The 21148-nt window shown below is 56.1% G+C and carries 17 protein-coding genes; 14 read left to right on the plus strand and 3 right to left on the minus strand.

Features of this window, described 5'->3' with window-relative positions; translation table 11 throughout:
• Positions 1–550: 550 nt before the first annotated feature.
• From Enr13x_RS10330 to Enr13x_RS10345, 4 genes are read left to right on the plus strand one after another with little or no spacing between them, the layout of a single operon-like run.
• Positions 551–1732, plus strand: a complete 1182-nt coding sequence (locus tag Enr13x_RS10330) for an HlyD family secretion protein (protein WP_145385990.1) — start codon at positions 551–553, stop codon at positions 1730–1732.
• Positions 1711–3717 carry an ATP-binding cassette domain-containing protein gene (locus Enr13x_RS10335; RefSeq protein WP_145385991.1) on the plus strand — a complete coding sequence of 669 codons (2007 nt, stop codon included), beginning with the start codon at positions 1711–1713 and terminating at the stop codon, positions 3715–3717. The genes Enr13x_RS10330 and Enr13x_RS10335 overlap by 22 nt, the downstream gene beginning before the upstream one ends.
• Positions 3714–4868, plus strand: coding sequence for an ABC transporter permease (locus Enr13x_RS10340; protein ID WP_145385992.1), 1155 nt, complete (start codon positions 3714–3716; stop codon positions 4866–4868). The genes Enr13x_RS10335 and Enr13x_RS10340 overlap by 4 nt, the downstream gene beginning before the upstream one ends.
• Positions 4865–6016: an ABC transporter permease gene (locus Enr13x_RS10345; protein ID WP_145385993.1), complete on the plus strand. Its 1152-nt coding sequence runs from the start codon at positions 4865–4867 to the stop codon at positions 6014–6016. The genes Enr13x_RS10340 and Enr13x_RS10345 overlap by 4 nt, the downstream gene beginning before the upstream one ends.
• 376 nt (positions 6017–6392) lie before the next feature.
• On the opposite strand, the gene Enr13x_RS39730 is transcribed toward Enr13x_RS10345, so the two are convergent.
• On the minus strand, positions 6393–6863 hold the full coding sequence (locus Enr13x_RS39730; RefSeq protein ID WP_390621104.1) for an endonuclease domain-containing protein: 471 nt from the start codon (positions 6861–6863) through the stop codon (positions 6393–6395).
• A 284-nt stretch (positions 6864–7147) separates the two neighbouring features.
• Between Enr13x_RS39730 and Enr13x_RS10360 the strand changes: the two genes are divergently transcribed.
• From Enr13x_RS10360 to Enr13x_RS10385, 5 genes are all read left to right on the plus strand, one after another.
• A complete protein-coding gene (locus Enr13x_RS10360) occupies positions 7148–8143 on the plus strand; it encodes an IS110 family RNA-guided transposase (protein WP_145385181.1) in 996 nt (331 codons plus the stop codon).
• A 929-nt stretch (positions 8144–9072) separates the two neighbouring features.
• A complete protein-coding gene (locus Enr13x_RS10370) occupies positions 9073–10560 on the plus strand; it encodes a sodium:solute symporter family transporter (protein ID WP_145385995.1) in 1488 nt (495 codons plus the stop codon).
• A 24-nt stretch (positions 10561–10584) separates the two neighbouring features.
• Positions 10585–11484, plus strand: coding sequence for a HEAT repeat domain-containing protein (locus Enr13x_RS10375; protein ID WP_145385996.1), 900 nt, complete (start codon positions 10585–10587; stop codon positions 11482–11484).
• Positions 11481–12293 carry an SDR family NAD(P)-dependent oxidoreductase gene (locus Enr13x_RS10380; protein WP_197455927.1) on the plus strand — a complete coding sequence of 271 codons (813 nt, stop codon included), beginning with the start codon at positions 11481–11483 and terminating at the stop codon, positions 12291–12293. Before Enr13x_RS10375 ends, Enr13x_RS10380 begins: the two co-directional genes overlap by 4 nt.
• Positions 12290–13252, plus strand: coding sequence for a succinylglutamate desuccinylase/aspartoacylase family protein (locus Enr13x_RS10385; protein WP_145385997.1), 963 nt, complete (start codon positions 12290–12292; stop codon positions 13250–13252). The genes Enr13x_RS10380 and Enr13x_RS10385 overlap by 4 nt, the downstream gene beginning before the upstream one ends.
• Before the next feature lie 150 nt (positions 13253–13402).
• Here Enr13x_RS10385 and Enr13x_RS10390 read toward each other — a convergent pair whose 3' ends face one another.
• Positions 13403–14248, minus strand: a complete 846-nt coding sequence (locus tag Enr13x_RS10390; protein WP_145385998.1) for an amidohydrolase family protein — start codon at positions 14246–14248, stop codon at positions 13403–13405.
• A 109-nt stretch (positions 14249–14357) separates the two neighbouring features.
• Between Enr13x_RS10390 and Enr13x_RS10395 the strand changes: the two genes are divergently transcribed.
• The 3 genes from Enr13x_RS10395 (at position 14358) to Enr13x_RS10405 (ending at position 17504) form a co-directional block, all read left to right on the plus strand.
• Positions 14358–15356 carry a Gfo/Idh/MocA family protein gene (locus tag Enr13x_RS10395; RefSeq protein ID WP_145385999.1) on the plus strand — a complete coding sequence of 333 codons (999 nt, stop codon included), beginning with the start codon at positions 14358–14360 and terminating at the stop codon, positions 15354–15356.
• 251 nt (positions 15357–15607) lie between these two features.
• Positions 15608–16402, plus strand: a complete 795-nt coding sequence (locus Enr13x_RS10400) for an SDR family NAD(P)-dependent oxidoreductase (protein WP_145386000.1) — start codon at positions 15608–15610, stop codon at positions 16400–16402.
• Between the two features lie 10 nt (positions 16403–16412).
• On the plus strand, positions 16413–17504 hold the full coding sequence (locus Enr13x_RS10405) for a M24 family metallopeptidase (protein WP_145386001.1): 1092 nt from the start codon (positions 16413–16415) through the stop codon (positions 17502–17504).
• 25 nt (positions 17505–17529) lie between these two features.
• On the opposite strand, the gene Enr13x_RS10410 is transcribed toward Enr13x_RS10405, so the two are convergent.
• Positions 17530–18312 carry an RraA family protein gene (locus tag Enr13x_RS10410; protein WP_315857029.1) on the minus strand — a complete coding sequence of 261 codons (783 nt, stop codon included), beginning with the start codon at positions 18310–18312 and terminating at the stop codon, positions 17530–17532.
• Between Enr13x_RS10410 and Enr13x_RS10415 the strand changes: the two genes are divergently transcribed.
• Both Enr13x_RS10415 and Enr13x_RS10420 read left to right on the plus strand, forming a co-directional pair.
• Entirely contained in the window at positions 18299–19777 is a 1479-nt protein-coding gene (locus tag Enr13x_RS10415; RefSeq protein WP_145386003.1) for a M81 family metallopeptidase, read from the plus strand. The genes Enr13x_RS10410 and Enr13x_RS10415 overlap by 14 nt on opposite strands.
• Positions 19778–19893: 116 nt before the next feature.
• On the plus strand, positions 19894–20817 hold the full coding sequence (locus tag Enr13x_RS10420; protein WP_145386004.1) for a dihydrodipicolinate synthase family protein: 924 nt from the start codon (positions 19894–19896) through the stop codon (positions 20815–20817).
• Positions 20818–21148: the final 331 nt, after the last annotated feature.

The raw sequence follows: 21148 nt of genomic DNA on the forward strand, positions 1-21148 counted from the left end.
GGCCGACGGAAAGATGGGACGCGGTACGGAGTCGTGCCGCAAGTGCGGACGCACGCTCAGCAAGCGACACATGAGCTGTATGTACTGTGGCGAGCAGATCGTCAAACGGCACACCTTTCAGCCGTAATTTGCCGATCGGCGGACTGACCTCCGCAATTCGCTTTCACCCCTCAACGAAATCGACGACCAGCAACCGGCACGAAACCGATTCGCTCGGCGGCTTCGATCGCATCATTTCTGCGTCAACTCTCTGTGTGACAGAATGACCAACGTGCGAGGCTAGACCTGTGCGAATAAGCCCAGTTGCGGGGGCCGAATGCCTGCCGGCGGAAAGGGTTGTGAATCCTCAGGTCGTCTTCACTGGATCGTACCGCACAACCCCCGACGGTTCACAGGTCTTGAATCGAGCCCGCGACGATCCACGGATCGATTCGATGCCAACCGGGCGTCTCGCTTGACAGACGTTTTCGCTTGTTAGCGTGCGAGTTGGCATGCTTATTGCGTTCAGCTTCTTCCGGTCAAATAGGCTTAGTCGGGGGAGCACAACGCAATGCGAACGTTAATTGCAGCGCTGGTTCTGAGTGCAACGGTGGCGATCGGATTGGCGAGTCGGCAAGCTTGGCTGCAGAAGCAGCAACTCCCGGCGGGACTGATTCAGGCCAACGGTCGAACGGAGGGTGATCACATCGCGATTGCCAGCAAGTTTGCCGGACGTGTGTCAGAGGTTCTTGCTCGCGAAGGTGACAACGTCGCCGCCGCCGCGACGCTCATTCAAATCGATGATCAACAACTGCAAGCCAAGCTGAATCAAGCGACGCACGGGGTGGCAGTCGCGGACGCCATTTTGCAGGGCGCGAGAGCCAACGCCAACGCCGTGGCCGCGGAAGTGCGTGCGGCAAAGACATCACTGGCTTTGCTCAAGAAACAAGTTCCCTTGGCCATCGAAACCGCTGAAGCGGAATTGCAGCAAGCTCTCGCGGCCGGCGCGACGGCCGACTCCAACGAAGGATACAAACGTAGCGAGTCCCAACGCGCCCAAAAACTTTTGAATTCGAAGGCCATTTCTGTGGAAGAAGCGGACCGAAAAGAACTGGCTTGGACGCTGGCTCAAAACGAACTCACAACCGCAACGGCTGCCAGAATCACGGCCGAAAAACGGCTTGCTGAATCAAAACTGGGGGCCGACCGAATCAAAGAACGCGAAGATGCCGTGGCTGCACTTGAGGCGATGCATGCCAAATCGCTCGCTCAGATCAAAGAGTGCGAGGCGCGGCAAGCCGAAGCCGAAGCCGGAGTCGCCGAAGCACAAAGCAATCTCGATGACTTGACGATCACGGCGCCCGCAACCGGAACCATTCTGTCGCGTTTCGTTGATCAAGGCGAAGTCGTCAACGCCGGAACGCCTCTCTTGGATCTGGTCGATCTTGACCGACTGTACTTACAGGTCTACGTGCCCGAGCCACTGATCGGGCGCATTCGACTCGGACTGTCGGCGAAAGTTTACACCGACGCCTACCCCGATCAGCCCTTCAACGCGACGGTGCGGTACATCGCATCGGAGGCCGAGTTCACGCCCAAACAAGTCCAAACGAAGGACGAACGCGTCAAACTGGTCTACGCCGTGCGACTCTATTTCAACGAAAACCCCGAACATCGGCTCACTCCCGGGTTGCCCGCTGACGCCATCATTCGCTGGATCGAGGAGACGCCATGGACACCGCCGCGCTGGTAGATCGAATTCCAGTTTCTCCCCTCGCAAAAGACGAAACACACAGCGTCATTGATGTCCGTGGAGTTAACAAGAATTACAAACGCACCGCCGCGCTGCGTGACATTCATCTGAATGTGCAACACGGCGAAGTGTTCGGATTGATCGGTCCGGACGGTTCAGGAAAGAGTAGTTTGATTCGAGCCATCGCGGGCGTGCAGCAATACGACGCAGGCATCATCACCGTTTTTGGATCTCGGGTCGATTCGGAGCGCTCAGCCGAACGTGTCAAAAGCCGAATCGGTTTGATGCCGCAAGGGCTGGGCAATCATCTGTATCCCGAATTGTCGATCGAGGAGAACATCGACTACTTCGCCGGCTTGCGTCTGGTCGCAAAAGAGACTCAGGGCGAGCGCAAGGATCGGTTGCTTGAGATGACGCGACTGAAACCGTTTCGTCGTCGACCGATGAAACAGCTCTCCGGCGGCATGAAACAGAAACTGGGTTTAGTTTGCACGCTGATTCATCAGCCCGAGCTTGTTCTGCTGGACGAGCCGACGACGGGCGTCGATCCCGTTTCGCGTCGTGATTTCTGGTCTATTCTGACGGATCTGGTCCACGAATCTGGTATGACGGCAATCATTTCGACCGCCTACATGGATGAAGCCGCCTACATGGATCGGTTGGCGCTTTTCATGGACGGAAAAATCATTTCGCAAGGTAGCGAAGACTCACTCCTGGCACTCGCGCCGGGAACCATCGTTTCCTACAAAAGCGAAACCGCACATCTCGAGACCCAACGCGTCCAGGCAAAATATCCACAGGTTCAGGCATTGGGCGACATGGTGCGTGTCTTCGTACGTGACGAAGAACCTGAGGCGGCGTGCCAAAGCATTTCTCAGATTGCGTCGCCAAATCACGGTGCCTTCACCGCGACGCCGCCCGAACTAGACGACGTGGTCGCCAGTCTTTTGACCGACGAGGCCGCCGAATCGTCCTCGGCGACTGAATCGAATCAGCTCGATGAGACCGATGCAGCCCGCCGATCGCCCCTCCACCCGGATCGACCCGCGCTGATCCACGCCGAACAACTCGTCCGCGACTTCGGCAAGTTTCGCGCGGTCGATCACGTGTGTCTTGAGGTCGCCGCGGGTAGAATCTTCGGTCTGCTGGGGTCCAATGGAGCCGGCAAAACCACGGTCATCAAGATGCTGACCGGCCTGTTGCCTCCCACGTCGGGCGCGGGCAGTGTCGCGGGAGCCCCAATCGGCAAAGCCAGCCAAGCGATTCGCGAACGGATTGGTTACATGTCGCAATCCTTTTCGCTGTACTTGGATCTGACGGCGTTGGAAAACTTGGAATTTTATGCGGGCGTGTATGGTTTGTTTCCCAAACAACGCCGCAAACGCATTCCGGAGTTGATTCAAAAGGTTGGTTTGCATGGATACGAGCGTCGTCTGACGGCCGATTTGCCGATGGGGATCAGGCAACGACTCGCGCTCGGCTGCGCATTGGTCCATCGCCCGCGCGTGATCTTCTTGGACGAACCGACATCGGGCGTTGATGTTCTGGGACGCCGTCAGTTTTGGGAAATCCTGGTGCGTTTGGCGCGTGACGAAGGCGTTGCGATTTTGGTGACGACACACTACATGGTCGAAGCCGAACATTGCGACGACTTGGCATTGATGTACGCCGGTCAGGTTGTCGCAGCGGGAACGCCGGAAACCTTGCGCATCAATTTGCAGCAAAACGCCGGCACGCCGCTGAGCTTCGCGACATCGTCGCCAACCCATGCACTGCGAGTGGCACGTGAGAATGGATTTCAGCGTGCCGCGACGTTTGGGCGAAACCTTCGCATGCTGAGCGGTGACATCGAGCGTGACAAACGACGACTGAGCGGATTGTTCCAAGCCGAGAACATTGACGTTTCCGATTGGCAGCGAGACGAGGTGACGATGGAAGACGTTTTCGTCGATTCGATTCTTTCCCAAGAGCAGGAAATGCGATGAATCTGCGCCGCGTCGCCGCCTTGGCCGTCAAAGAAATCCGCGAGATCACGCGTGACCGATTGCTGTTTTCGCTCGCCTTTCTGTTGCCTCCGTTGATGATGGTGGTGATCGGGTTCGGTGTGAACACCGACGTTCGTGATATCCCGATCGTCATTTTGGACTTTGACCGAACGCAATCCAGTCGCGATCTCTCGCACAAGTTCATGGACTCGCAGTATTTCGATTTCAAAGGTTACGTCGATCACGAACGCGAGATCCAGCGATTGATTACCGATAACAAAGCTCGCGCGGCGATTGTGATTCCGCAACGCTTCGACGAGCGTTTGCGGTCCGGTCAGCCTGCCAAAGTCCAAACGATCATCGATGGCGCGATCCCAACCCGGGCCGAAACGGTCGGTGGCTATGTTTCGTCGGTGATCGCGTCGTTCAGCAGCCAACGAGTGACCGCGCATGTTGCGCAGACTCATGGGATCACACCGTCGGCCGCATCCGCCTTGGTCAACCCGATCTTGCTGCACACTCGTTTTCTGTACAACGAAGAAATGACCAGTCTCTGGGCAATCGGTCCCGGTTGCATCATGACCGTGCTGGCATTCATTCCACCGATCCTTGCTTCGGTCGGCGTGGTGCGTGAAAAGGAAAACGGTTCGATCGACAACGTCTATTCATCGACTCTGACGCGGCCGGAGTTTGTTCTGGGCAAGTTGATCCCGTATGTCTTGATCTCTTCGATCAGCTTTTTTGTCTTGTTCGCGACTTCGCTACTGGTCTTTCAAGTTCCGTTTCGCGGATCTCCGATCGCGTTTTCGGTGACGGGGATTTTGTATGTCACCTGTACAACGATGATGGGCATGATCATTTCGTTCTTTGTTCGTTCGCAGATCGCCGCTGTCATTTTGGCCGTCCTGGTGACGCTGATTCCGACGCTTCAATATTCCGGGATGATCGTTCCGCTTTCTTCGCTATCTGAAACGGGGCAAATCCAAGCACGCCTGTTACCGGCCAGCTACTTTTTCGAAGCGATCCAAGCGTCATTTTTGAAGGGGACCGATTTCGCGGGAGTGCAAGGGTCGATCGCAGCGCTGCTGGTTTACTCGCTCGTGCTTTACACGCTGTGCTGTTTGAAGTTTAGCAAGAGACCAAAATCATGACACAGGCGGAACACGATTCACCGACGATTGTCTGGTGTTGGCGGCTGGTGGTGGTTTGCCGCAAAGAAGTTGTGCAGTTCCGTCGCAACTGGATTCTCGCCCTGTTCATGGTCTATGCATTCACAATGATGGCCTATCACAATGCGACCGCGATCAGTCAAGAACTCAAGAACGCGGGACTGGTCGTCATCGATCATGATCGAAGCAAAGCGTCTCGCGAACTGGTCTATCGTTTCCACGAGCCTCAATTTCAATTCGTTGAACTGCTGGAAAACAGTCGCGACGGAGTCAAGCGATTGGACGACGGCGATGCGTCGATGGTTTTGGACATTCCTCACAATTTTGACCGGGACCTCTTGAGGGGGCGACCGACGCGTCTGCAGTTGCAGATCGACGGAGCCGATTCCATGCGAGCCTATTTGGCGGCAAACTATGCCGAAAACATTGTGCGGCAATTTTCCGCCGACGTCGGGCGAAAACAATTCGCGGATCAACCGCTGCCGATCGTCGAAAACGACGAACGTGTTTGGTTTAGCCCCAACCATGAACAGACGTTGTTCATGGCGATCCAAGATTTGGCCCAAAACATTTTTCTGTTTTCGATCTTGTTGCCGGCTTCCGCGTTGGCAAGGGAAAAGGAACGTGGCACGGTGGAGCAGCTGTTGGTGTCGCCGCTGAGCCCATTGCAAATCATGTTGGGAAAGGTCTTGCCGATGGTCGGCATCATCCTGTTGGCCAGCGTCGTGACGTTGTTCTTCATCATCGAGGGCGCGTTGGCCTTGAACGTACGCGGCAGCATTGGATTGTTCCTGGGGGTGACCGCGCTGTTTTCAGGATCGGCAGCCGGCTTGGGGATCTTGATCGCCAGCGTGACTCGAAACATGGGGCAAGTCGGCATCGTAAGCATCACTCTGATGCCGATTCTGTTCATGCTATCTGGCAGCGACACACCGCCGGAGATGATGCCCGACACGCTGTTGCCGATCATGTACCTTTCCCCGCTGCACCACTACCTCAACGCAGTTTTTGCAATCCTGATCAAAGGCGCCGACGTTTCGATGGTCTGGGACTCGATTCTCTACGTCGCCATCCTCGGAGGCTCTGTCTTCGCCATCAGCTTAATGCGCTTTCGACAAAGTTTTCGTTGATGCGGTCTGCCGTGGACAGCGATACAGGTTTTAACGTCGTCCTGTTGGTCAACGTCACGGCGAGTGCGTTTGCTGTCCCGTGTTGCTTGTGTTTTTCGCTGCCGGTCCCTGCCAAGGCCAACGTCCCTCCAGCTCGACTTGCAGGGCCATGCTTAGAAACGTACGGATGAGCACGATCAAGCCCAAGACCGAACCGATGCCTCTTACTACCGCATGGTCAGCACGTCTCCGGAAGAGCGTCGCGGAATCGGGGCGGGGCACACTGCGAATTGACCGTCGCTTTCCGGTTTCCCTGTGTCTCAGGTCGCCACTCAGCCTCCGGTTGTCGACTGCCTCGCCTTCCCAGACGCAAACCGGCAGCAGCGATCAGAAACAACTACACCTTCGCCACCCACGCCAGCTCGAGGCAGATTTGAATTTGGCTTTTCGGCGCTGAGGTGAATCTGACCGCTGCGGGGGAGAGAATTGCGAAAACCCTGTTGGTCGATGCATCAATTGCATGTTCGATCTGGTGCAGCACCGCAACTGGATTTCGCAAGGCCTCGTAACCCGGGATCCGCACGACTTGGTACCCTTGCTCGGCCAAATACTGGTCGCGGCGCTGATCATACTGACGGCCCTCATCCGTCTGATGTTGCCTACCATCGACCTCAATGATCAACTTCAAGTCCACACAACGAAAGTCAACGGTGTACGGTTTAATCGGGTATTCGCGCCAAAACTTCTGATTTCGACAACGGCGATTGCGCAACATCTGCCAAACATCCTGAGCAAACTCGTTCGCGCGAGCCCGTTGATCTCGGGCGAATGAAATCGCCTCTCTGTCTCGTCGAGACCTTCGGTTCATGATGCTCCTAAGATTCGTTGGTGCCGTCTGCGTGCCCCCTAGTATCTCGCCTGACTGGCAATTCCAGGCGATTTGATCATCGTTTGGGCTGTCGATGTTGGGTGGCTGCCTGCAGCGGTTTCCCAACACTGCTGTGTAGATCGTAATTTCCCCTAGGTGGTATTCAACGCCGTGGATGAGCTTGAGTCGCACAGCAGTTCGTTTTGAACCCGAACCGTCGCTTGATCGACCCAATCGCGTTATCGCATGTGGTCAGATCGTATTCACTAGGATGGGACTTAACTATGAAACAGAAGTACAACCGTGTCATTGGTATTGACGTCGCGTCAGACAAAATTGATGTCAATGACTCCGCAGGAAAGATTGCCAAACAATTGCCCAACACGATTTCAGCGATCAGCAAAAAGCTGTTCAAGAGAATCCAAGACACTGAAAATACATTGGTTGTCTGTGAAGCAACTGGCGGCTACGAATATCTGATTGTGGAGGCTGCTCACGACGCTGGTGTACCGATTTGCGTGGCCAACCCGAGGCAGGTCCGTGACTTTGCCAAAGGGCATGGCTATTTGGAGAAGACCGATGTGATCGATGCATTCATGATCCGCCGTTTTGGCGAAGATGTGGAAATCCATCTGACACCTCCTCGCACGGCGCAAGAGAAAGAATTTCTTTCAACAGTGCGGCGTCGAACCCAAGTGAAAGATTTGCTCTCCCAGGAGCAAAACCGACTCAGTCAAACCCGTGACAAGTTTGCCGCTCAACAAATCAAGGAAACGATTTCGCACCTGAAAAAGCAGCTAAAAAGCCTCGACAAACGCATCGAAAAGATGCTCAAGGACCTCAGTAAAGTCGATCCCAAAGTAGAAATCTTGTTCAGCGTCAGTGGAGTTGGTCCAGTCACCGCTGCGACACTCCTGGCCGAGCTGCCAGAACTGGGACAACTCAACCGAGGTCAAATTGCCAAACTTGTCGGTGTTGCTCCGTTGGCCAACCAAACAGGCAAGAGCGACAAGAAACGAAAGGTCCGAGGTGGACGTTCACAAGTCCGAAGCGTGCTCTACATGGCGACACTGGTTGCAACGAAACACAACCCAGTCATCAAACGTTTCTACGATCGGCTTATCGCCAAAGGTAAAATCAAAAAGTTAGCTTTGGTAGCGAGCATGCGCAAACTCCTGACGATTCTCAACAACATGATTCACTGTGGCGAATCATGGAAGAACCCTCAGGTCAATGCGAAGAAGGAGCAAAAGGCGACTACGGCACCGTCGCTAAACTAGGACCGTAGTCGCCATACGTGCTCGATGCGTCATTGACACACCGGCGACTGAGTTATCCCTGGCACGGTTGCATCTCTGCAGAGCCCTGTTGCGTTTCACCCAGCGGCTCAAGTTTACTGCTGCGCAACAATCGCGTCACCCAAATTTCCAAAAATCATTGAACACCGGCGCAATGCCTAAGAAAATCTCGGGGGTTCGGGGGCTGGCCCCTGACCACACTGGATCTCGGAATCGAAAAATCCAAGATTTTCGATCTGACCTCTTGCCACAATTTAAGACCGTCGCTCATCCCCAGCCCTTCTCCCCCTGCGATGAAAGCGAGCACGACTCGCTTTCATCGCAGGGGGAGAAGGGAGCCTGAATAGTAGGCAGGCCACGGAGTGGAGACCGCAATTTCGTACTCCAACAGATCCCGAAGCCAGTTTCGAACGTTCGTTCACCGCTTCGGTTGGACCAACCGCCGCATTTTATCGGAATCCCTCGCGCGCCGCGGTGGCGGACACCGCTGGCAACGAGAGGCGATGGTGTCGCGTGTGAGTTGGTTGGTCGATTGTCTGCCATGAATCGTTTTTCGGCAGAGTCGTATGCTTCATCGGTCAGATCGAAAAAGTCAACCGCTTCAAAAATGCCGAGATTGTTGACCAGGTGCTGGTCGGTGAAATCAGGCGCCGAATAGACCATTCCAAGTAGCTTGATGACGCGGAGATTCAGATAGCCAGACTCTTGGGGTTCTAAAGAGACTCCCAGTTTGACGGCTCTTTCTTGTGCGCTCCTCGTTGACTCAGCTCCAATGGTTGGTGATGCGAAAAAGAGAAGTTTAGCCGCGTCCGGATCGCGTGAAAGGTCACAGACGCTTCGCGAACGGCCTATGATGTGCTTTCCCACCAAGGTCCCACCGCGCGCACTTCTAGGCACCAGCCCTTTGCACCATGACCCTGATCGACTGGATCATTCTGTTTCTGTACGCCGTTTCCACGATCGGATTGGGATGGTACTTCAGCAGAAATCAGCAAGACACGAGCGAGTACTTCGTCGGATCGGGAAAAATGAATCCCGTTCTGATCGGCGTGTCGTTGTTTGCGACGTTGTTGAGCACGATCAGCTACCTTGCGATTCCCGGTGAGGTCCTTGGCAAGGGGCCGATCTACCTGAGCAACTACATCGCCTACCCGTTTGTCTATCTGGTCTTGGGATTCGTCGTCTTGCCGGTCTACATGCGGCAACGCGTCACCAGTGCGTATGCGTTATTGGAAGACCGGCTTGGGTTGAGCGTTCGACTACTTGGTGGAATCCTGTTTCTGGCGTTGCGATTGGTTTGGATGTCATTGCTGGTGTTTCTGACGGCCAAGGCGATCGCGGTCATGATCGGTGTTGGCGATGAAATGGTGCCGTGGATTGTTTTGGTGACGGGCATCTTTGCGGTCACCTACACCTCATTGGGAGGGTTGCGTGCGGTCGTGATCACGGACCTGATGCAGACCGTTTTGCTTTACGGGGGGGCGTTGTTGACGATCGGAACGGTCAGTTGGCAGATGGACGGTTTCAGCTGGTTTCCTACCCAATGGCCCAGCGACATTTGGGATCAACAACCGATCTTCAGTTTTGATCCGGCGACTCGGGTGACGGTGGTCGGATCGATTGTCTCCGTCTTTCTCTGGATGGTCTGCACTTCGATGGGAGACCAGGTTTCCGTGCAGCGTTTTATGGCGACCGAGGATGCAAAGTCCGCTCGCTTTGCAATGGGGATGCAGTTGATCGTCTCCGTTGTCGTCGGGGCAACACTGGGGCTGGTCGGCATCGCGTTGCTCGGTTTCTTTCACGCCAACACAGGGATGCTGCCCGAAGAAGGCACGTTGAAGGCACAAGCGGACACCATTTTTCCACATTTCATTGCCGCTCACCTTCCGCCCGTCGTCACCGGTCTTGTCGTGTCAGGACTTTTTGCGGCTGCGATGTCGAGTATCGACTCCGGTGTGAACTCCATCACGGCCGTGGTGATGACTGATTTTCTAGAACGATTTGGACGCAAACCCGAGACGCAGGCAAAACAATTGAGGATGGCTCGCGTGTTGGCGATCGTCATCGGTGGCGTCGTCGTCTCGCTCAGTTCGTTCATTGGTTACATCCCCGGAAATTTCATGGCGGTGACAAACAAAACGGTGAACTTGCTGACCGTCCCGATTGCGTTGCTGTTTTTCTTTGCCTTGTTTGTTCCCTTTGCCAACGCAAAAGGGGTTTGGATTGCGACCATCGCAAGCGTCAGCGTGGCAGTTCTGATCGCGTTCTCGGGTGTGATTTTCGGAAAGGTTTCCGAGGCGGCCCCCGACCCCGTCAGTTTTCAATGGATTTCGCCCGCCGCGTTGGTCGTGGGTGTGACGGTCGGACTTGTCGCTTGTAAGTTGTTCGCAGAGAAGTAAGTTGTTCACAAACAAGACGACCGCATGAATCGAAGAAAACTACTCGTCATCCTTCTGGCTGTCGCTGCATCGGCGACCGCGCGCGCCGATCAGGCATGGGAATTGGCCCCGACGTTACGGCAAAAGTGCGTTGCGGTGCTTCGCCAAGGTTTGACCGGCGAAGCGTTTTGGCCCGCGATGCATGCAGCCGAATCGTTGACGTTCGCCGGACAGACGCAGGAAGTTCGCAGCGACCTCTTGCCAAAACTTGAGACCGAAACGGACGATCAACGGCGATGTGGATTGGCCAGGGAATTGGCCCGCGCTGGAGACCGAGAGAAAAGCACGCTGCTGTTGGAAATCCTGCGAAAGAATGATCCCCACGGTCACGTGCACGCTGCCGAAAGTCTGTATAAAGTCGGCTGGCCGGGCGATGGCACTGAATTGCAACAGGCGTTTGCCAACAGCAGTGACATTCGAGTGCGCATCATGGCCGCGGCCGCTCTGGCAAAATACGATCATGGGCCTGTTCGCAACGAGTCGTTCGGGTTTCTGCGGCAAACACTTCGCGATGAAAAGGACCCTGCCCTCTTTCGACTCACCGCGTGGATTCTGGGCCGGATTGGCGAACCGAAAGACTGCGTTCTGATCCGCTCCCGACTCGAAGATGCGAAAAACGACGCTTTGACCCATGCATTCCTGGAGCACGCGCTGGCTGCACAGGGGGATCTGCAAGGTCAAAAAGTCCTGATGCGAAACCTACAGTCAACCGATTCCGCGATTCGAACCTATGCAGCCGTCTTCGCGGGCGAGTCGGGGATGACAGGCGCCGCCCCATTTCTGATCCGCCAGCTTGACGACAAAAACCTCGATGCGAGGATTCGTGCAGCGGGTGCCCTCCTTGTCCTTGACCGTCAACTAAAGTCCAGTTCGGAAATACGATGAGCTTGCTTGATCTGATTCGTCTGGACGGAAATCGCGCGCTCGTCACCGGGGCAGGCTGCGGCATCGGAAAAGGCTGCGCACTTGAACTGGCTCACGCCGGTGCCGACCTGATCCTCAACGACCGACCTGGCAGCGAAGAACTCGCGAAGACCGCCGCAGAAATTCGTGCGTTGGGAAGGAATTGTTGGACTGTTGAAGCCGATGTTTTCTCCGCAGCCGGTTGTGAATCGCTGGTTCGTCAGGCGATCGAACTTGCCGGCACGATCGATATCCTGGTCAGCAATCCCGCCTACGGAAAACGATGCGGCTTTCTGGATTTTCCCGCTGATGAATTCGACAAGGTGATCGATGCGACGTTCAAATCGGGCTTTCGCATTAGCCAAGCGGTCGCACGCCACATGGTGGAATGTGAGATCTCGGGAAAGATTCTGTTTATCAGCAGCGTCGTTGGCGAGATGCCGTTTGAACGCAATGGCCCCTACGAATCGGCCAAGGCTGCTCTGAATCAGCTGACTCGGAGTATCGCGGTGGAGTTGTTCCCGCATCGCATCAACGTCAATGCGATTGCGCCCGGCTGGATCGACACGCCTACCGAGCGAATGACATTCACCAAGGAGGTCATCGAAGCACGAGGCCCCACCCTGCCTTGGGGACGCATCGGCACGCCGTCGGACATCGGTCGCGCCGCTGCATTTTTGGTTTCCGAAGCCGCTGATTACATCACGGGAGTCGTGCTGCCGGTCGACGGCGGTTTCCGGTTCAAGGACATGCGAGCCGACGATGAGCCACAGGAAGCGGATCCGTTGTGAGCAGGAACGAACCAATCCAGCTGGAATCTCGTCGCTTTGGCGGGCATCGTGTCGGGCCAAATCTGTTGATCACTGCGGGTGTTCACGGCGATGAGTATTTGCCGATGCTTGCCGTGGGCGAACTGATTCGCAGCTTCGATTCCGATGACAGACTGAAGCGCGAGTTGCGCGGCACGTTGACATTGATTCCGGTTGTCAATCGCTCTGCGTACCGGGCCGGACGCCGCGTCGGCGATGACGGTCGCGACCTTGCACGCACGTGTCCCGGACGGCAAGACGGAACCGTCACCGAGCGAGTCGCTGATGCGTTAAGTCGTCAGATCGCCGAAGCGGATTTTTATATCGATTTGCATTCGGGAGGAACGGAATTGTGCGTTTTGCCGCTGGCCGGTTACATGCTCCACGCGAATGCAGCGATTCTGCAGCAGCAGCGAAAGATGGCGTGCGTCTTCGGCCTGCCAGTCGTCTGGGGCACGTCGGCGGAGTTGCAAGGACGTTCCCTTTCGGTGGCGCGTGATGCCGGAATTCCCGCCATTTACGTCGAGTATCTCGGTGCTCACCGCGAGCTTTCCGAACTGTCAAACGGTGCGTTCCCTTCAACGGACCACGATCACCCGCTTCTCGTTGGATGTCTCAACGTGATGCGGCACTTAGAGATGCTGCCGGGAGCGATCCAGGCATGCGAAGGCCAGCAAGTGGCCGAAGACTGGCGCTCCGGGTCGGGGCACATGCAAGTCAGTCATCCGGCGCCCACCGGCGGTTTCTTGACGCTTCATGTAAAGCTCGGCCAGAGAGTCTCGTGCGGCGAGTTGCTTGCCGAGATCGAGTCGCTGCTCGGAGGTGAAAAGCACACGGTCGTCGCCGAACAGGACGGAATCGTGGTCGTGCTGCGCGAGTACCCCAGAATCAATGAGGGCGACTCGTTGGCCGTCGTCGTGGAAACTGGAGAGCGATCATGAGTGTGCGGCGATGGGCGGATCGGCATTCCCCTTTGATTCCCGATGAGAACTGCCTCTCGCTCGGTGAAGGGCAGACGCCTTGCATTCGTTCCAGGAGCATCGGCGCTGATTTTGAGATCCGTCATCTCTTTTTCAAGATTGAGAATCGAATTAGGAAATCCCGAGGATTTCGAATCCATCACGGAAAATCAACTTCTCAATTTCCTGTTCATTCAATCGCGGCAGATTCGTTCCCGCCACCATCTCGTTCAGTTGTCTCAATCCCGTGATCGATTCATTGACCGTCGTGAACGGGTAGTCAGAGCCAAACAACAATTTGTTCCAAACGCCATACTCCTGGACCAGCATCAGGCTGTTGTACAGTTGCCACGGTCGGTAATGCAACGCACTGATGTCGGCAAACACATTGGGGTGCTTTCGAATGGTCGCCACGCACTCACCCTCGTACGGATGACTGAGGTGCGCCAGGACGAACCGGATCTCGGGGTGTCGCGTCGCAACCGGATCGATCAATCGAGGTAACGTGTATTTCAACGGTGCTTGGCGGACGAACGTGGTTCCGGTGTGCAGCAACACCGGCAGCCGCTTTTCTTCGACGTATTTCCAGAGCGGTTCCAGCCGATCATCGTCGACACCGAAGCCCGCGTACATCGGCAGAAGCTTGACACCACAAAGCCCCAGTTGCTCGTGACCGTGCCGCATTTCGTCTTCCCATCCCGCTTGCGTCGGATCGATGGAAAGGTATCCGGTAAGACGCTCCGGATCTTGTGCGACGTAGTCCGCGATATACTTGTCATCGACCCACAAACCACTCAATCGCGCCTTCCCACCAAAGACGACGGTGCGAGTCCCCGGGGGCGCAGCATTGCGGTAGTCGTCCAATCGAATCGTCAGGTCGACGGTCTCCCCGGCCTTCGCAGCGGACGCTTGGTGAATGAAGTCGTCGCTGAACGCATCGGGAAACGGCCAGGCATGGCTGTGAATGTCTGTGATCATGTTAGGTCTTGACGCAGGTGTGGTCGGATTATCGTACACTATAGGAAAAGGCGGCCACGCGGTGGTTCTTGCCTAGCGTGAAGAACAGAAAGGATACACATCTGCAGTCATGACAGACCAACCACGTCTTCTGATCATCGGCGTCGGATCCATCGGCGAGCGGCACTTGCGTTGCTTCCAGTCAACCGGGCGCTGCCACGTGGCGTTTTGCGAGCCGTTGAGCGAGCGACGCAACGAAGTGGCCGAGCGATACGCTGTCAACGGATATGAGTCTTGGGAGCAGGCGTTGGCGGCGGAGCGTTTTTCCGCGGCCGTCATCGCGTCTCCGGCGCCCTGGCACATCCCGACAGCCCAAGCCCTCACCGATCGCGGAGTTCACCTGCTGATCGAGAAACCCCTGAGCCTGAACACCGATGGCGTCTCCCAGTTGTCGGATTCCATCAAGCGTCATGAAACTCGCGTCTCGGTCGGGTTCGTTTATCGTTCGCTACCGGCGCTGCAGCAGATGCGTGCGTTGGTCCGTTCTGGAAAGATGGGGCGGATCGTGCAAATTCAAGTTCAATCCGGACAACACTTTCCGTTTTACCGTCCAGCCTATCGCGATATCTACTACGCCGAGGCTGCGCAAGGTGGCGGACTGATCCAGGACATGTTGCCGCATTTTTTGAACGCGGTGGAGTGGATTGCCGGACCGGCCACAAAGGTTGTCGTCGATGCGGCACACCAGGTCCTCTCCGGGGTCGAAGTGGAAGACACCGTCAATGTTCTTTCTCGGCACGGAGATGTCATGGCGAGCTTTACGACGAATCAACATCAGCCTGTGAACGAATCCGTCATGACCGTCTTGTGCCAGCACGGCGCTGCTCGATGGGAACTCAACGGACATCGATGGTTCTTAGCCGATGAAGTCGGAGGCGATTGGACGCTGCAGCAATCGTTTGACCATCAACGTGATGATTTCTACATTCTCCAGGCCAATGCGTTTATGGAACTTCTTGAAGGAAAGGCAGAACCGTTATGCTCCTTCGATGAAGGATTCACCACGCTGCGCTCAACGCTGGCGATCCTGAAATCGAGACAGTCAGACGCTTGGGAGACTGTTTTCTAGTGCTTTGGCTACCGTTGGTGTTTAGCCTTTAGGCGACCGTCCAGCTTGGGAAACACATGAAACGCAACGAATTCTTGCGATCTCGCGATACGGGTGGGATGCGGTCCGTGGCGCGTTGTACGACGTCCTTTCTAGGTCGTCGCACAGAGTCCCACGGACGACGGCCCGGAAGGGCCATCGTACCCGGAAATGTGATCGTTCCTATGCTGAACGGCTAAAGCCTGCACTCCAACGCTCACCGGAATAATCGTATGGATGATACACCGATTCAACAACTGTTTGATCTGTCCGGTCGGGTGGCTCTGATCACGGGAGCTTCTGGTTGGCTCGGAAACGCGATGGCGACGGCGCTGGCGGAAGCGGGGGCCAACGTGGTGGTCGCCAGTCGAGACGAGCGCAAGGCAGACGAGGCACGGGCCACGCTTCCCACCTACAAAGGCAGCCGACACCATGCCGTTGTACTTGATCAGCTCGACGAAGCGTCCGTCCGTCGTGGTTTCGAGGATGCCGTCACGAAAGCGGGCAGGGTCGACATCCTGATCAACAACGGCCACGCGGCGGACGGCCATGATTTGACCGATGTGACCGCCGACCAATTTCAACAAGTTCTCGCCAACGCGACCGGTTGGTTTCTACTGTCGCGGCAGTTCCATGGCCATGTCGTGCATCGCAATGCGTCGGGCTGCATCGTGAACATTGGCTCGATGTACGGTCAAGTCGGTTCCTATCCCGATGCCTACGAGGGCATTTGCGCGGCAAGTCCGGTTTCGTATCACACGCTCAAAGGCGGGGTCATTCACATGACCCGACACCTCGCCGTCTATTGGGCAAAAGACAAGGTTCGCGTCAACTGCTTGAGCCCGGGGCCGTTCCCAGGACCCGGTGTCTCGCAGGCATTAATCGAGCGACTGAAAGCGAAATCGCCGATGGGGCGAATGGGGTTACCGCACGAACTCAAGGGTGCCCTGCTGCTGTTGGCCAGCGATGCGGGAAGCTACATCACCGGCCTGAATTTAACCGTCGATGGCGGCTGGACCGCGTGGTGAGAAATCTGAAATGCAAGAATTGCCGCAATTGTCGATCGAATCCTGTCGTGTTCGCCAACAGAGACTTTGCCAATCGCTGTCCGACCTGAAAGCGGATCGGGCGATTCTCGTTGCACCCGAGAATGTCCAATGGCTGACGGGTTTTCGTCCCCACCCGTTGTTGCGGGCGGTGGCGGTGCTCGATGTTGACGAAGGTTGCATGCTGATTGCACCCGGCAAAGAGCCTTCGCATCATGCGGCAGACGAAATTCGAGTTTTTGATGCGCAATGGCGATGCACGTTGCGGCAAGATCAATTGAATGCTGCGATGCAACGGGTAGAGAAATCAAACAAGAGAACGGCGCTCGAATTCTCATCCTGCGGGGAGCACGTCAGGCAGAGTCTGGGCTCCGTTCCAGTCGATCTGGACTCGACTCTCTGGAACCTGCGACGAAAAAAGGAACCCGATGAGCTTGGGATGATGCAGCATGCGATTGACTGCACGGACGCAATGTATCAAAAGGCTCGAGAGATCATTCGGCCGGGGATCACCGAGCTGGAAGTCTTTTGTCAACTTCAGAGCGTCGCCGTGCAAACCGCCGGCGAACCGTTGACAGCCCTTGGCAACGATTACCAGAGCAATTCACCCGGCGGACCGCCTCGGATTCGTCCCGCCGGCTCAGGCGAGTTAATGATTTTGGACCTCGGGCCGGCCTATCGAGGTTACCATGCCGACAACTGCCGCACCTTTGCCGTCAACGGCCGGCCAACCGAGGAACAACTCCGGGCGAGAGACGTCATCATGACCGTATTTGATTTGGTCAAAGCGTTTGTGCAGCCGGGGCAGTCCTGTCAAGAATTGTTCGTTCAGGCGAAAGCGTTGCTGGACGAATACGAACCCGACGCATTCTTTCATCACTTGGGACATGGCGTCGGTTTGTACCCGCACGAAGCCCCGCACTTGAATCCCAGTTGGGACGATCGATTTGCCGAAGGCGATGTGTTCACCGTCGAGCCGGGACTTTACAACGCATCGTTGCGGGCGGGGATTCGGATCGAAGAAAACTACGTCGTCACTTCCAACGGTGTTCGGCAATTGACCAAGACGTCGACGCAGTTGTGATCAAAAGCAGCCTCGTTCACTTTCTTTACAGCACGCCGTACTTGTGAAAGGCATCGGTTGCCTTCATGCCGCCAGCCATCGCTGCCCTGACTTTGTTCTCATCGTGCACTTTGTTCCAAGCGAGCGACAGCACTTTCGCTTCGACTTTCCGCGGCACGACGACCGTTCCATCTTCATCAGCAACCACCAAGTCGCCCGGAGAAAACACGACGGAGTCAATTTCCACGGGAACATCGACATCAACCACGCGTTGCCGATTCTTGCTGTCGTACAAGCACGTGCCACGAGCGATGACAGGAAAACCCAGCTGTCGGATCTTTTCGACGTCACGAATCGCGCCGTCAACGATGGCACCCACACAGCCGCCCTTGAGCACCGCGGTGGTTAGCAGCTCGCCCCAAATTCCTGATCGCATCGATCCTCCGGCAGCAGCAATCAACACATCATCGAGCCCGCAGCTGTCAACGGCTTTCAATTCCAATTCGTAAGGCTGAGGATCTTCATGGAACATGTCTGCCCAAAGGGTGGTGCGACATCGGCCCACAATCATTTCGCCGGATGTAAGTTGACGCAGTGGCGTGCGTGGCGACTGATTGGTGTACCCTATCGAGTCCAACGCATCACAAATGACGGCAGAAAACATTTGCTGGCGAACGTCCGAGAGCGAGATTTCATGGGGTGCTGTGGCCATTCTTGCGTTTTTTGTCTGGGCAACGAGCAGGGGAAGAATCGGTCGATGGTAACGTAACCAACGACCCGAGACGACCTTTGGCTTGCCTGATCTATGATTTCCGATGCGAATTGGCATTATCGCGCTACTGCACGAATCGAACACGTTTTCGTTTCAACCAACCACCTTGGAATCGTTTCAACAAAACCTGCTACTGACAGGCGAATCGATTCGCACGGCTCTTGCCGATGCCCATCACGAGGTTGGTGGTTTCTTTGCCGGTATCGACGCGAGTGCCAATACGGGGGAAGCAGAAGCCGTTCCGCTGTTTGCCGCGCGAGCGTTGCCATCGGGAACGATCTGCGCTGAGGCGTTTGACTCGCGGGTCAGCCAACTGCTCGATTGTGTCCGCGAAAGCGAACCGCTCGATGGAATCCTGGTGGCTCCCCACGGCGCAACGGTTAGCGAAAACTATCCGGACGCCGACGGCCATTGGCTCAGTGAGTTGCGTCAACTGGTTGGCCCAGAGATACCGATCATCGGAACGCTGGACGCGCATGCAAATTTGTCGCCGCTGATGGTGGAGAGCTGCACCGCATTGATCGCTTACCGCACGAATCCTCATTTGGACCAACGGGAACGGGGTCTGGAAGCCGCCAACATGATCCTGCGAACGCTGCGCGGTGAGATAACACCGGTCATGTCGGCTTGCTATCCACCGCTGGCGATCAGCATTGAAAAACAATGCACAGAAGAACCACCCCTGGATGCTCTGTATCGTACCGCGAACGAGCAATTGAAAATCGAGGGCGTGCTTTCCAACAGTCTTTTGCTTGGCTTTCCCTACGCCGACGTGAAAGAAATGGGGGCCGCCACGATTGCCGTGACCGACGGACGCCGACGGCTCGCCAGTCAGCTGGCGGACGAACTGGCTTCGTCGATTTGGCGGTTGAGAACGCAGTTTCGTAGTGAATTCACATCGGTCGACGAAGCGCTCCGTCAATGCGAACAATCAAAAAGCAGGGTGTGTCTGCTGGACATGGGAGACAACGTTGGCGGTGGATCAGCGGCTGATGGGACGGAATTGCTGGGGGCGATTCATGCTCAGAAAATCGGACCGTCCTTTGGTTGTCTGTATGATCCAGATTCAGTCGCTTGCTGTGAACGAGCAGGTGTCGGATCGACCATTCGGCTCCGTGTTGGCGGGAGAACGGACGCTCAACACGGCGACCCGATCGACGTGACCGTCACAGTGATCTCACTCTGTGAGGGCAAGTTTTGTGAATCAAAGCCTCGACACGGTGGCATCACGGATTTTGATCAGGGGCGAACGGCAGTTTGTGAAACCGATCATGGATTGACGCTCATGCTCACTTCCCGGCGGATGGTCCCGTTCAGCCTCCAGCAGCTTAAGGGTTGTGGAGTCGATCCGATGCGGTTTCGAATTTTGGTCGCCAAAGGCGTCAACGCGCCGATTGCAGCCTATCGCGAAGTGTGTGCGTCCTTCATCCGAGTCAACACGCGGGGGGCCACCTGCGCGGACCTCCACCGATTGTCATACAAGCATCGTCGCCGTCCGATGTTTCCCATGGATCCTGAATGAAATTTTATCGGCGAACGACTTCTCAAAGAAGACACCGATGTCGAATCCGTTTGGCAAGCATCCTATGCTGGCGGAGTTTTTGGAAACGACACTTAACGCAATGACAGGAGCGATTCATGACGTCCCCAGCGACGAGCGAGCCCTTGCATGGAGTTCTACCCGTTCTGCACACGCCCCTGACCGATCAAGGCGGGGTGGATCACGAATCGCTTCAGCGCGAAATCGACTGGGCGTTTGAGACGGGCGCCGATGGGGTCGTTGTTGCGATGGTCAGCGAGATCCTCCGGCTCGGTGACCGCGGTCGACGTGAGCTTGTCGAGCAAGTGTGCCAAGCGGTTGGTGGTCGCGGATTCACCGTCATCAGCGTCGGTGCCGAGAGCACGGCCGGAGCGGTTGATTTCGCCCGACATGCGGAGAATTTGGGCGCTTCGGCCGTGATGGCGATCCCACCGGTTGCAACGACGCTGGGAGCGACGGCCACAGGCGAGTATTTTACTGCGATTGCCAGCAGTGTTTCCATTCCGCTGGTGGTTCAGGATGCATCGGGATACGTGGGGGCTGCGATCGACTTGGGCGTGTATCTCGAACTGCTCAACCGATTCGGCAATCAGCGGATCTTTTTCAAACCCGAAGCCAGCCCGCTCGGTCCCAATCTCTCGAAACTTCGCGATGCAACCGATGGTCAAGCCAAGATCTTTGAAGGTTCCGGCGGGATCAACCTGGTCGATTGTCATCGCCGCGGCATTGTCGGGACCATGCCGGGTACCGATTTGCTTGACGGAATCGTCGCGCTTTGGGACGCACTTCAATCAGGTGACGAGAGACGCACGTACGCATTGTCTCTACCCATCGGCGCGATCGTTGCGTTGCAGATTCAAGCCGGCCTGGACGGTTTCTTGGCAATCGAAAAGTACTTGATGCGTAAACGGGGGCTATTCCGCAATGCGCATCAGATTCAACCTGTCGCGTGGACCCTTGACGAAGAAACCCGATCCGAAGTCGATCGTCTATTCGCGCTCATGCAGGCCGCGATCGAATGACGCCTCCCACCATAGCGATTCGCCCGCAAGAGTATTCCGTGTCAGCTCAGGGTTCCGGTAGCGCAAACTGGCGTAGGTCGCGCTGTGCGTGACACTAAGAACGTCATGCACAGCATGATCTACCTGAAAACCAAGGTGACACGGAATACTAGGCGTGACCGTACCCGCCACCCGCCCCTACCTAAATGGTGCCACCCAACCTAATGACCGCTCCGTCCGAAGGTCAGCGGCATGAACCACTTAGGCCAACCACGGGGCATTCGGGCCGAAACGCTTTGATGCGGCCGGGGAAAAACGCACGCGGAGATTCGCGTTCTGATAGAATTCGACA

The sequence above is a fragment of the Stieleria neptunia genome (genome assembly GCF_007754155.1).
GTDB classification, from domain to species: Bacteria; Planctomycetota; Planctomycetia; order Pirellulales; family Pirellulaceae; genus Stieleria; species Stieleria neptunia.